This is a genomic window from Streptomyces sp. NPDC024555 (assembly GCF_055559335.1).
This window is the reverse complement of sequence record NZ_JBVHKV010000004.1, coordinates 341,841-354,356: the sequence shown is the minus strand read 5'-3', so window position 1 is coordinate 354,356 and position 12,516 is coordinate 341,841. Positions and strand designations below refer to the sequence as shown.

Sequence of the window (12,516 nt, the reverse complement as noted above, 5' to 3'; positions counted from 1 at the left end):
CCGCCGCGCACCCGGTCAGCCGTCCGCGCCGTCCACGCCGTCCACGCCGTCCGTGCCGTCCGTGCCGTCCGTGCCGTCCGCGCCGTCCGCGCCGTCCACGGCGTCCACGCCGTCCGTGCCGGCTCCGTCGAGGAACGCCTCGATCACCGCGTACAGCGCCTCGGGCCGCTCCAGATGCACATCGTGGCCGGCCCCGGGGACGCAGGCGGCCAGGGTCTGCGGCCGGCGGCCGCGCATGGCGTCGGCGGCGGCGGGCGGGATGATGCCGGACTGCCCGAGGACGAGGAGCGCCGGGCAGCGGACCGCCTCCCACTCCTCCCAGACGGCCCGCCGGGTGAGTCCGGCGATCGACGCGACCATGACGTCCCGGTCGAAGCGCGGCCACCACCCTCCGTCCCGCTCCTCCAGACCCGCCGCCCAGCCCTCCCCGAGCGCCCCGCCGCCATGGAACCGCACGGCGTCCTCGTACGAGGGAAAGGGCTTCGGCCACGTGTCCAGCCACTCCCCGATCTCCCGCGGCGTCGCCGGATCGGTGCGGCCCGCGGCGGCCTCGACGAGGACCAGCGCGCCGACGTGCTCCGGATGCGCGGCGGCGGTCAGCAGTGCGGTGTGCCCGCCCATCGACTGACCGACGACCACGGGCCGGTCCAGCCCCAACTCCTCGATCACCGCGACGACATCGGCCACGTACGCCGCCCGCGAGACGTCCCCGGGACGTCGCTCGCTCGCCCCGTGCCCCCGCTGGTCGAGGGCGACGATCCGACGCCGCCCCGGCACGGTGTCGCGTCCGGAGAGCCCCGTCCGGCCGGCGTCGTAGGGCGGCACTCCCCGGACCCGGCCCAACAGCCGCGCCAGCGCCTCCCACTCGCCGGAGTGCCCCGCCAGCCCGTGCAGCAGCAGGACGGCGGGGCCCGTACCACCGGAATCCCGGCAGACCAGCCGCACCCCGCCCCGCACGACCACCCGCTCCTGCCAGGCCGCCATGGGCTCCCGCCCCGTACCGCTCATCCGCCCCGCCCCGCCTCTCGTCCCGTACGCCCTCCCGGCGCGCCCGGCCCACAGCACATCAGAGACCGGCCGGGCGGCCGAGGGGAGGGGGCGGCGGACACGGCGACGCACGCGCGCCGCCCGGGGCGGGGTGCCCCGGGCGGCGAGGTGGTGCGGATGGAGACCGTCGTACGGGTGGTGCGGGTGGTGCGTTACGCGACGGTGCAGGCCGCCCCGCTGAGGGTGAAGGCGGTCGGCTCGGCGTTGGTGCCGTTCTGGCTGCCGGTGAAGCCGACGGTGACCGTGCCGTTGGCGGCGATGGTGGAGGTGTACGAGGCCGGGGCGACGCTCACCGTGCCACCGCTCTGGGTCGGGGTGCCGCCCCACATGTTGGTGACGGTCTGCCCGTTGGCGAAGGAGAAGCCGAGCGTCCAGCCGTCGATGGCGGTGGTGCCGGTGTTGCGGATGGTGATCTCACCCTGGAACCCGCCCTGCCACTCGCCGACGACCTTGTACCCGACGGAGCAGCTGCCGCCCGGTGCGGTGGAACCCTCGTCGGTGGTGACGTTCACCGTGGCCGAGCGCGCCGAACGGTTTCCGGCCGCGTCACGGGCGTACACCGCGAAGGTGTAGGCGGTGTCCGCGGTGAGACCCGTGACCGTGACGCCGGGGGTGGTGGAGGAGGCGACGACGGTCTCCGTCGTCCCGCTGATCCGGACGACGTCGTAGCCGGTGACGGCAACGTTGTCGGAGGACGCGGCCCAGGTCAGCGCGGCCGAGGTGTCGGTGACGGAGGAGGCGGCCGGGGTGCCCGGGGCGGTCGGGGCCTCGGTGTCGGCGGAGGTGCCGCCGTAGACCGTGGCCTCCCGGGAGGTCTGGGCGATGCCGTTGGCGCCGTGGAAGATGCGCTCGCCCCAGGAGCTGAGCTGCGCCGGGTCGAAGCCGATGGTCAGGTCGAGGATCGGGTCGGTGTTGCCGCTCCAGGACCAGGCGATCCAGCCGAGCTGCAGGCGCTCGGCCTCGGCCATCATCGTGTCCTCGTCCGGGTCGCCGTACTGGTCGGCCGGCCCGCCGAACTCACCGATCACCAGCGGCAGTCCGGCGTCCACGAACGTGTTCAGGTAGTCGGTGACCTTCTGCGCGGTGTTGTAGACGCTGTACATGTGGATCGAGAAGATCAAGTTGCCCGTCGTGTCCGCGTCGTACACCGCCTGCGCGTTGTCCCGCATCACGTTCTGCCAGTCCTGCCCCCAGTTGGGCGCGTCCACCATGATCGTGTGCGCGAACCCGGCCGCCCGCAGCTTCTTGATCGCCGCCGTCGTGGGCGCCGTCCAGCCGGCCGGGTCGGTGTTCCCCCAGGGCTCGTTGCCGATGTTGATGATGACGTAGTCCTCCTGGCCGGCCAGGACGTCCTTCAGCCCGATCCAGTAGTCCGCCGCGTGATCCAGCGTCCCGGCGGCGGAGTCCTCCCCGTACCCGGTGGTGTCGTGCACCTCCAGTACGCAGATCAGCCGGTTCGCCTTGCACTGCGCGATCACCGCCGCCACGTCGTCGGGCCCGTTCTTGCTCCAGCGGAACCCATCCGACAACACGACCCGGACCGTGTTCGCCCCGGTCGCCTTGATGTCGGCCAGCGACTGCGTCTCGCCCGGGTACCACGTGTGCGCGTGATTCACCCCGCGCATCACGAAGTCGTTCCCGTTGCCCTCGACCAGCCGCCCGTCACTGATATGCAGCCCCGCCCCGGCGGCCGCACCCCTTTCGGCCCCCGCGACCTGCGCCGACGCGGCCTGCGCCGGCGCGAGCCCGCCCAGCGCGAACACCCCGAGCAGAGTGGCCAAAACGGTAAGAATAACGGCGTAAGGGCTCTTCCCTGTGCGCCCGGCTGTACCTCTCGTCGTGCCTCTCGCTGTACTCACTGCGGCTCCAGATGGGGGAGGAGGAGAGTGCGGACCACCAAGTGGGAGCGCTCCCACCCGGTGCGCCTCCATGAAGCCATTCAGTCAGGGGCACGTCAATAGGTCGGACGACTTGGGTTGGGGTGGGCCTGGGTGGGCGGGGGCCGCGATCGCCCCGTACGGGGCACGGTCCTGGGTTGGGGACCATCCCCGCGCGCGCGGGGACCACGGCCTGGGAAAGCGCCAGTGCGCGGGCGACGCGGGACCACCCCCGCATGCGCGGGGACCACTCCATGAAGATCGGGCCCGCGGGCGCGACGTCGGGACCACCCCCGCATGCGCGGGGACCACCTTGTTAGTTGTGCTCGGTTCTTGTGTTGTCAGGGACCACCCCCGCATGCGCGGGGACCACGTGTCCCGGATGGCGTCGACCAGGGCGGCACAGGGACCACCCCCGCATGCGCGGGGACCACTTCCAGCGGGTGAGGTGAAAGCGCACCTGCCAGGGACCACCCCCGCATGCGCGGGGACCACTGGGTGTGCCCGGTGCGGGCGTTGCGGGCCGCGGGACCACCCCCGCATGCGCGGGGACCACTACGAGAACGGCGAGTACGTCCTGGTCTACAAGGGACCACCCCGGCATGCGCGGGGACCACGTGATCTCTACGAACCCGAACTGCCCGCCGGCGGGACCACCCCCGCATGCGCGGGGACCACTTCTGGCTCGACGACACCGCGACCGCGCGGAGGAGCACCCCCGCATGCGCGGGGACCACCCCTGCATCTGGACGAGGGCGCCGCCCGAGCTGGGACCACCCCCGCATGCGCGGGGACCACTCCGCAGGGACTTGGCTCTCCCCGCGCCGCCGGGGACCACCCCCGCATGCTCGGGGACCACCGTTCGGCGACCTGCTGCTGCTCCAGCCCGAGGGGACCACCCCCGCATGCGCGGGGACCACTCCGTGGTGTAGACGGTGCGCGTCAGCTGGACCGGACCACCCCCGCATGCGCGGGGACCACCCCCGTCAGAAATGACGGGCAAAGTACATAGAGGGACCACCCCCGCATGCGCGGGGACCACTACCCCGAGCCCACCGGCCTGGACTGGGTGGAGGGACCACCCCCGCATGCGCGGGGACCACAGCTGGACCGGTGAACCGGTCCAGCTTTTTTTGGGACCACCCCCGCATGCGCGGGGACCACAAGATCATGGGGGACGTGCGACACCGAGCCATGGGACCACCCCCGCATGCGCGGGGACCACAGGAGCTGACCTGCAGTGTTATCCCGGCAGGCGGTGGATTTTACTCACTTTGCCAAACTCCGACCTATAGGACAACTGGTCCGTCTCGTCGCCAACTCCGTTTCCATATTGCCCCATTGAGTCGCGCTTGCTGTCCAGGGCGTTGTTCTTGTACGCGTGGCTATGGCACTGCGTTGCGGACTGCTGAATTGCGTGCCCGGAAGCGCTGGCACCGACACCCCGCATGTGCGGGCAGCGGTGAGCTCGGTGCGGACGTTGCGCCTGGGAGCATCCCCGCGTGCGCGGGGACCACCGGCTGCTACCGGCGGGCGGTGACCAGTAGCGTGCCGATGTGGCCGGGCTTGGGCGCGTCGATGGTGCGGGCCTCGGCCGAGGCGAAGCCGGCCCGGGTCAGGTGACGCTCCCAGACGGCCGGCCGGTAGCTGTAGCGGTAGGTGAACATGGCCTTCCCTGCGAATCCACCCTTGTACATGCCCTGCGGGCCGTACGCGCCGGGGATCGCCGGCGGCTGGGAGAACACGAACACCCCGCCCGGGTTGAGTCGTTCCCGGACCAGAGGGAACAGCCGGCTCGGGTCGGCGAACCACGCCGCCCCGAAGATGCTGTAGATCGCGTCGTGGGTGCGCGTGTCGGCGGCCAGCCACTCCAGCACCTCACCGCACTCGAAGACGGCGCCGGTGTCCGCCCACCGCTCGCTGACCTTCTTCACCATGATCGGGGAGAGGTCGACGCCGTGGGCCTCGATACCCTGCCCGGCCAGGAACGCGAGGGCGCGGCCGGTGCCGCAGCCGATTTCCAGCACCCGGCGCGGGCTACCAAGGAGTTCGGGGCCGGGGCCGTGGCCGACGTACTGGGTCCAGCAGAAGGTGGCCTCGGCATCGTCCTTGAACGCGGACTCGGCGAAGGCGTCCCACAGCTCGGTCTCGGCAGCGATGTCGTGCGGTACAGGCACAGCGTTGTCCTCAGGGTCGTGGCGGAAGCGGGGGAGCACCTCCGCCCTCCGGGGATCGCGAGAGCGGGGGGTGACTGTAGCCCAGTCGGGCAGTGGCTGTCCGGGACCTTGCTGTCACAAGGCGAGCAGTCCGCGCCGTCGATAGCCCAGCCCTGCGACTTCAGGAAGTCGCCGGTGCGCAGGCGCAGGCCGTCGGTACGGTGCGGTGGGCCTGCTGTCGAGAGCCCGCGGGTAGGAGTCGCGGTACGACTCCCAGGATCCGTCTGCGTCTGTGCATGTGACGGCAGTGCCCGCAGGAAGTGTGCCGTGCTGGGTGGACCGTCCGCAGAGCGCCGGCCCGGGGCACCCATTCCTCGACGGCCAGTTGGGATTCCGTCCGGCTCACCCTGAACGGTCCGGCAGGTGACCGCGGCAATACGCCGTCGTCGCCCCGCCGCCACTGGCATCGGGTTTCCGCGGAGCGGGGGAGGGCGAGGAGATGCGCGTGCATGGTCCTGGGACCACCCCCGCATGCGCGGGGACCACGTCTTGGGGTCGAAGACCTGGGCGCACAGCTCGGGACCACCCCCGCGTGCGCGGGGACCACGGCACCGAGGACATCGCGGACGGGTAGGACCCGGGACCACTCCCGCGTGCGCGGGGACCACGCGTTCGCGTTCATCTTCCACGTCCCGATCCAGGGACCACCCCCGCGTGCGCGGGGACCACCCATCCTTTCCTGAGAGGGGGCGGAAACGGTCGGGGACCACCCCCGCGTGCGCGGGGACCACAGGTCCAGGAACTCCAGCACCTCGCCTTCGAGGGGACCACCCGCGCGCGGATACCCTGCGGGCCGCCGCCGGGGGGCCACCCCCCGCGTGCGCGGGGACCACTTGAAGTCGGTCAGCCCTTTCGCGATGGCGTAGGGACCACCCCCGCGTGCGCGGGGACCACTACTGGTTCCTGGAGGCCAACGCCGGCGGCCAGGGACCACCCCCGCGTGCGCGGGGACCACCCCGGCACAACGACGACGACTGACCGATGACCGGGACCACCCCCGCGTGCGCGGGGACCACGGTGCCGAGGTGTACGCGAATGCCGACGGCGTGGGACCACCCCCGCGTGCGCGGGGACCACAAGCTAGACGCCGCGGGCATCGGCGGCGGCGGGGGACCACCCCCGCGTGCGCGGGGACCACGGCCCCCGGGGGGTTCGTCGTGTTCGGGGCCGGGGACCACCCCCGCGTGCGCGGGGACCACATGACGATGTCCGCGCTCGCGGAGCCCGGCTTGGGACCACCCCCGCGTGCGCGGGGACCACAACTCGCGCTTGCTCTTCCACCAGGTGCGGATGGGACCACCCCCGCGTGCGCGGGGACCACGGGCACGTTCAGCGGCATGTGATCAGCCGCCCGGGACCACCCCCGCGTGCGCGGGGACCACATCCAGCGGCTCCACGGCGCCGGGTCGAGACCGGGACCACCCCCGCGTGCGCGGGGACCACCGACGAGGGCGTTGGTTCCCAGCGCCGCGCGGGGGACCACCCCCGCGTGCGCGGGGACCACTCCAACTCCCGGACGGAACCCCGAATAGCTGTGGGACCACCCCCGCGTGCGCGGGGACCACACCGCCATCGCCGCCAACTTGGCCCTGCTCGCGGGACCACCCCCGCGTGCGCGGGGACCACTGTCACCCAACGCCATGCGGGCTTGGGACTCGGGGACCACCCCCGCGTGCGCGGGGACCACTCAAGGAAGAGACGACCCCGGACGGCAAGGTCGGGACCACCCCCGCGTGCGCGGGGACCACTACGCCACGTGCTCGAAGAGCGACGCATAGCGAGGACCACCCCCGCGTGCGCGGGGACCACTCGGCCGGGAGCATCTGGATGGTTCGCCCGCTGGGACCACCCCCGCGTGCGCGGGGACCACCCGTTTGCTGACTACTTCATCCGGCGGATCCGGGGACCACCCCCGCGTGCGCGGGGACCACAGGAGCTGACCTGCGGTGTTATCCCGCCAGGCGGCGGATTTTACTCACTTTGCCAAAGTCCGACTTAAAGGGCATAGATCTCATTCTTATGTCTTCGTGCCAGCCTCGATACCTGGCCGCTCCATTGTCCCGCCTCCTGGTTCCTGTGGCTGCCCGGGTGCCACCCGCACGCCCAGAGGCGGACCGGTGTTGAGGTGGCTACGTATCGCAGGATGATCGGAAGGCGCCGAACTTGCTTGCCTCAGCCACCCGCACCGAGCCAACTGAGGCCGGCGGTTGAAGCGGTCGCGAGGCGGTGTGGGTCCGGTTGGCGCTGCAGGTGCGGGTGCGGTACGTGGAGTCGGCATCACGGAGCGCCGTTCCGGAGTTTTCTGATCATGTTCAGTGATGCTCTCTGCGACAGTGTCTCGCCCTGAAGTTGGTGGAAAGCGGTGAGTAGGGGCACGACGATCGAAGGCTCACGCTCGATGTGTCCCTGGGCTTCGGATTCCGCGTACGCGACGACCGACCGATCGGCGAGAGTGAGCAGGTTGAGGGGCAGGTTGAAAGCGCGCCGTTCTCCGATGGAGAACGGCGCCACATGAATGAACCAGTTGGGGAGAGCGGCCAGTTCCTCCACCCGCTTCAGTTGGGCTTTCATGACGGTCGGGCCGCCGATTTGCTGGAGCAGGGCGCTTTCATCCAGGACGATGAACATCATGGGTGGCTTGGGTCTCGCTACCGTGGCCTGTCGCTGGCGTACGCGCGCCACGCGCTCCTCCGCCTGTTCGCGGGTGACGGATCCGCGCTGTACGTAACCACCGTTCACGGCCTGCGCGTACTCCAGGGTCTGCATCAGGCCGGGGATGAGGCCGAGTTCGAACATCCGGATTTCTACGGCTCGCTTCTCGTAGCCGACGTACTCGGGGAAGCCTTCCAGCATGCTGCCGTTCTTCATCTCGCGCCATTCGCGCTCGAAGGATTCGGATGCGCCAGCCAGACCGAATACGGCATCAATCTTCCGTGAGAAGAGAAGAGTTGCGGGTTTGCGTCCGGTTTCGATCGCCGAGATATGGCGCCCGCTGCATCCGATCACCGAGGCGAGGTGATCCTGAATCCACCCGCGGGCCTCGCGCATCTCGCGTATCCGTGCGCCGTAGGAAGCCTGCGGAGAAAAGCTTGGATTCAGCTTCTTGACGTTGGCCAATGTGCCCTCCCCGGCAGCTACGTTGCCACGTTGCTCTCCCCGCGAGGTTAGGCCACTCTGAGCGCTCCTGGTAGTGAAAGAGCTACGGAGGGACACGAAAGCGTGCCCGTAGAAAAGCAGAGTGGAACCGACTCGACTCCTGGTCCGCTTCCCGCCCGCACCCGCGCCGGCGACGACGTCCTCGGTCGCGAGCTCCGGAGGAGCCCCGACCTCTCTCGGTACGCGTCGCTCGCGGCGTTCCCGCCCTGCCGGTGCGGGGCGGCGATCTGTCCGGATGCCCCGGCAGACGCGGTGCCCCGGCCTGGCGGCATCCGCGAGCGCGTACGCGAGACGAACGCGATGCGCGCCAAGTACCGCCTGTAGCAGCCCAGTAAGCCGCGATCACCACACTCAACGGAGGGATGAAACGGATGACGAACAGAGCGAGTGCCGTCACGACACGCACGGACGGGTACGAGGCCGGAAACGATGGCGGTGATCGCGTAGCCGCCGCGAGCGGGCGGACCGAGTCCGCGTACGCCACCCGTGAGGAGACGGCGTACGTCCTCGCCACCGGCGGCATCCTGAAGCCGGCCTGGCGGGACGCCTATACGCGAGTACCCCGTGAGGCATTTCTGCCGGACACGATCTGGCCGTACGACACGGCGGCCGGGAGGACGGTCCATGTGTCGCGGGCCGAGGACCCGGACGCATGGCGCGGATACGCGAGCGCGGACGTGCCGATCGTGACGCAGTGGGACGACGGGCGCCACGAGGGTCGGGAGCCGGGGGCCGCGCCGACGTCGTCGGCCTCGATGCCGAGCGTCGTCTTCCGGATGCTCGACGCGCTCACGGTGGACGACTACTGCCGCGTCCTGGAGATCGGTACGGGCACGGGTTGGAACGCGGCCCTCCTGGCCCACAAGGTGGGTGAGGACAACGTGGTCAGCGTGGAGGTGGACGAGGCGGTGGCGTTACGCGCGCGCCGCGCCCTTGACCACTTCTTCGGAGCCCCGGTCGAAGTCGTTCACGGGGACGGCTGCGCGGGGGCGCCCGCGTACGGCCCGTTCGACCGGGTCGTCGCGACGTGCGGGGTGCGCGGGATTCCGTACCCCTGGGTGACGCAGACACGTCCCGGTGGTCTGATCGTCGCTCCGTGGGGCACGGGCTTCACCCACGCCGACGGTCTGCTGCGGCTCCGTGTGGAGGCCGACGGGGAGAGTGCGAGCGGCAGGTTCATCGGGCCGGTCGAGTTCATGAAGCTCAGGGCGCACCGCGTGGCCCCGATCGACCATGACGCGTACGCCCCTCAACTCCCCGATGTGTCCCCGAGCCTGGACTCGTGCGAGGCCGCGCGGGCCCTCGCCCGCACCGACCGCTTCGGGGCCCTGCTGTTCGCCCTGGGGCTCCACGTGCGCGACTGCACCTACGTCGCCGCGTCGAAACAGCACGGCACGCAACCCCACTGGTTCTACAGCCGCACCGATCAGTCGTGGGCCTGTGTGCTCACCACGGACGGCGAGGAGACCAGCCGCATCTGGCAGCACGGCCCACGCCGTCTGTGGGACGACATCCGCGCTGCCCACGACTGGTGGGTGAGCCGGGGCTGGCCCGGGTGGGAGCGGTTCGGTCTCACGGTGAGCGAGGCGGGGGAGGAGCGGGTGTGGCTGGACGAGGTCGGGAACTTCGTCGGGCCGGGGATGGGGTGAGGGGGGCGACGTGTTGCGGCGGGCGGTCCCGGGGCGGCGCAGTTGCTGCTGAGTACCTGGGTGAGCTGGTGCTGCGGCGAACGTCCTCAGGGGGAGGAGTAGTTGGCCTAGGGTGGCCGGTGTGTCTACCGTGGGCGTCTTGGGTGATATGTCGGACTGTGCGGAAGTGGTCAGGAACTCGTCTTGGTGCGGGGAGACCTGCAGGTCGTGAAGAGTGCTCCCCGCGCGTGCGGGGATGGTCCCGACCGGTTGGTCAAGTACATCGCGGACGGGGAGTGCTCCCCGCGCGTGCGGGGATGGTCCCGACTTCTCCGGCGGCGGGGGCAACGGCCACAAGTGCTCCCCGCGCGTGCGGGGATGGTCCCGAGACGGTGATCGCGATGCTGCGCCCGAAGCCGTGCTCCCCGCGCGTGCGGGGATGGTCCCCGGCGCGCGTCGGCGGTCCACTGCCCGAGCGGGTGCTCCCCGCGCGTGCGGGGATGGTCCCGAGGTGGTCGTGGCGGGTCTGGGTGATGGTCAGTGCTCCCCGCGCGTGCGGGGATGGTCCCGGCGTCCGGGCCATCGGCACCAAGCAGCTCTTGTGCTCCCCGCGCGTGCGGGGATGGTCCCAGGTCGGAGACCATGCTGTCGGGCCGGGACTGGTGCTCCCCGCGCGTGCGGGGATGGTCCCGCGTAGGTCACCGGGCGTTCCTCTCGGCCATCGTGCTCCCCGCGCGTGCGGGGATGGTCCCGGGGACTCCGCGAAGCGGCTCTCGACCCACCGGTGCTCCCCGCGCGTGCGGGGATGGTCCCCCACTGATCGAATGTGTCGACCAGCTCCATCAGTGCTCCCCGCGCGTGCGGGGATGGTCCCGACGGCACGGAGAAGGCGCTGTACGAGATCGCGTGCTCCCCGCGCGTGCAGGGACGCCCCGTTTGTTGTCCGCGGACAACAGACACCACGGAGGTGGTCCCTGCGTCCGCAAGGGATGGCCCGGTCTCGCCTTGTTGCGCGGCGGAGAGCCAGGTGTGTTCCCCGTACCTGCGGGGGTGGTCCGGCCGCGCGGATGGGTTGCGGCAGACCATCCAGTGCTCCCCGTGCGTGCGGGGGTGGTCCCGCACAGGATATGACCACCGGGGTCAAGGACGCGTGCTTCCCGCGCACGCGGGGGTGGTCCCACCGGGGAATTGCCCACCATGGGCAGAGACTCGTGTTCCCCGCGCCTGCGGGGATGGCCCGTGGCCCGGACACGGGCTGCACGCACGCAACGCCCTCCCGAGCGCCGCGACGGAGCGTGCGCCACCCGCGCCGCACCGAGCCGCCACCCGCACCGGCCCGCCATCCGCACCGCACCGGCCCGCCACCCGCCCCCCCCGCAAAAGGCAACGCACCCCCGCATCCCCCACCTACCATGCGCCCCATGGACATCCCCTGCCGCGAGCTGACCGACGACGACCTCGAACTCATCGCGTACGCGAAACGGATCGTCGACGAGAACACGGACGGCGAGGAGGGCGCGCACACGATGGGGGCGGCTGTGCGTGGGGCCGACGGGAGGATGTACGGGGGGATCAACGTCTACCACTTCACGGGTGGGCCGTGTGCGGAGTTGGTGGCGTTGGGGCATGCGCGGGCGTCGGGGGCCAGGGAGCTGACGGCGATCGTGGCGGTGGGGAACTTCGAGCGGGGGGTGTTCGATCCGTGTGGGCGGGACCGGCAGGTGCTGTTCGACTACCACCCGGGTATTCGGGTCATCCTTCCGACGCCGGAGGGGCTGCGTAGCGTCCGGATCAAGGACCTCATGCCGCTGGCCGCCGGCTGGACGATCGAGGGGGGCGCGCAGTCGCTCGCACCGGGGTCGGGGACCTCGGCGGTGGACGGGGAGAAGGGGGAGCGGGGCGCCGTAACGTAGTGGGTATGTCGAATCGGCCCGTGTCCCGGCCGCCGTCCGGGGAGCGGTCGTCCGCCCCGGCCCCGGCCCTCACCCTGCGCCCGCTGGGCTTCGACCCGGCGGAGATCGAGGGGATCGCCGCTCTGTACGCGAGCAATCCGGCGTACTGCCGGGCCTCGGGTGAGTACGACCCCGAGGACGTCGACGCCGCGCGGGTCGAGGCCGATCTGCGGGCGGAGGCGGCGGCGGAGGGGAGCGAGGTGCTGGTGGCCCGGGACGCGGAGGGGCGGATCGCCGGGCTCGTCTGTCTGCTCGACCGGCACCCGGGGGACGGGCTGCCGTGGATCGGGCTGCTCCTGGTCGGCGGGGCGTTTCACCGTACGGGCGTCGGGCGCCGGCTGGCGGCGATGGTGGAGGAGCGGTTCCGGGGCGAGGGGCGGAGCGGGATCCGGCTCGCCGTCCTGGAGAACAACCCGGCCGCCCTCGCGTTCTGGACCTCCCTGGGCTGGGCGGAGATCGACCGCCGGAGGGACCGGGCGATGAACCGTCCGTGCGTCGTGATGCACAAGCGCCTCGGCTGACCCGGGCACCCACGGGCACGGGACGAGGCGGTACGGCGGCGGCACAGCCAGTGGACGGGCCCGGGGCCGGAAACGACCCCACGGGCCGGGATCGCGGCGGGTACGCTCGGCGGCCGAGG

The 12,516-nt window shown here is 71.4% G+C and carries 7 protein-coding genes and 4 CRISPR repeat arrays; of the genes, 3 read left to right on the top strand and 4 right to left on the bottom strand.

Annotation, left to right across the window (positions count from 1 at the left end; translation table 11 throughout):
* Positions 1-15: 15 nt before the first annotated feature.
* From ACZ4FH_RS09195 to ACZ4FH_RS09180, 4 genes are all read right to left on the bottom strand, one after another.
* On the bottom strand, positions 16-1,008 hold the full coding sequence (locus ACZ4FH_RS09195; protein ID WP_467303441.1) for an alpha/beta fold hydrolase: 993 nt from the start codon (positions 1,006-1,008) through the stop codon (positions 16-18).
* 191 nt (positions 1,009-1,199) lie between these two features.
* The gene (locus ACZ4FH_RS09190) at positions 1,200-2,828 is read right to left on the bottom strand and encodes a cellulase family glycosylhydrolase (protein ID WP_467303439.1); all 1,629 of its coding nucleotides are present in this window, start codon (positions 2,826-2,828) and stop codon (positions 1,200-1,202) included.
* A 262-nt stretch (positions 2,829-3,090) separates the two neighbouring features.
* Positions 3,091-4,149: direct repeats of the CRISPR family, unit length 24 nt; unit sequence CACCCCCGCATGCGCGGGGACCAC.
* A gap of 298 nt (positions 4,150-4,447) precedes the next feature.
* Positions 4,448-5,101, bottom strand: coding sequence for a class I SAM-dependent methyltransferase (locus tag ACZ4FH_RS09185; protein ID WP_467303438.1), 654 nt, complete (start codon positions 5,099-5,101; stop codon positions 4,448-4,450).
* Positions 5,102-5,597: 496 nt separating this feature from the next.
* Positions 5,598-5,871: a CRISPR direct-repeat array (repeat unit 29 nt; unit sequence GGGACCACCCCCGCGTGCGCGGGGACCAC).
* A gap of 72 nt (positions 5,872-5,943) precedes the next feature.
* A CRISPR array of direct repeats spans positions 5,944-7,071; the repeat unit is 29 nt; unit sequence GGGACCACCCCCGCGTGCGCGGGGACCAC.
* A 346-nt stretch (positions 7,072-7,417) separates the two neighbouring features.
* A complete protein-coding gene (locus ACZ4FH_RS09180) occupies positions 7,418-8,257 on the bottom strand; it encodes a helix-turn-helix domain-containing protein (RefSeq protein WP_467303436.1) in 840 nt (279 codons plus the stop codon).
* Between the two features lie 410 nt (positions 8,258-8,667).
* On the opposite strand from ACZ4FH_RS09180, the gene ACZ4FH_RS09175 reads away from it, so the two are divergent.
* The 3 genes from ACZ4FH_RS09175 (at position 8,668) to ACZ4FH_RS09165 (ending at position 12,397) form a co-directional block, all read left to right on the top strand.
* Positions 8,668-9,945: a methyltransferase domain-containing protein gene (locus ACZ4FH_RS09175; protein WP_467303434.1), complete on the top strand. Its 1,278-nt coding sequence runs from the start codon at positions 8,668-8,670 to the stop codon at positions 9,943-9,945.
* A gap of 214 nt (positions 9,946-10,159) precedes the next feature.
* A CRISPR array of direct repeats spans positions 10,160-10,859; the repeat unit is 29 nt; unit sequence GTGCTCCCCGCGCGTGCGGGGATGGTCCC.
* A 486-nt stretch (positions 10,860-11,345) separates the two neighbouring features.
* Positions 11,346-11,837 (top strand): cytidine deaminase family protein, encoded by a 492-nt coding sequence (locus ACZ4FH_RS09170; protein WP_467303433.1) that lies wholly within the window; start codon positions 11,346-11,348, stop codon positions 11,835-11,837.
* Between the two features lie 5 nt (positions 11,838-11,842).
* Positions 11,843-12,397, top strand: a complete 555-nt coding sequence (locus ACZ4FH_RS09165) for a GNAT family N-acetyltransferase (RefSeq protein ID WP_467303432.1) — start codon at positions 11,843-11,845, stop codon at positions 12,395-12,397.
* The last annotated feature ends 119 nt before the right edge of the window (positions 12,398-12,516 follow it).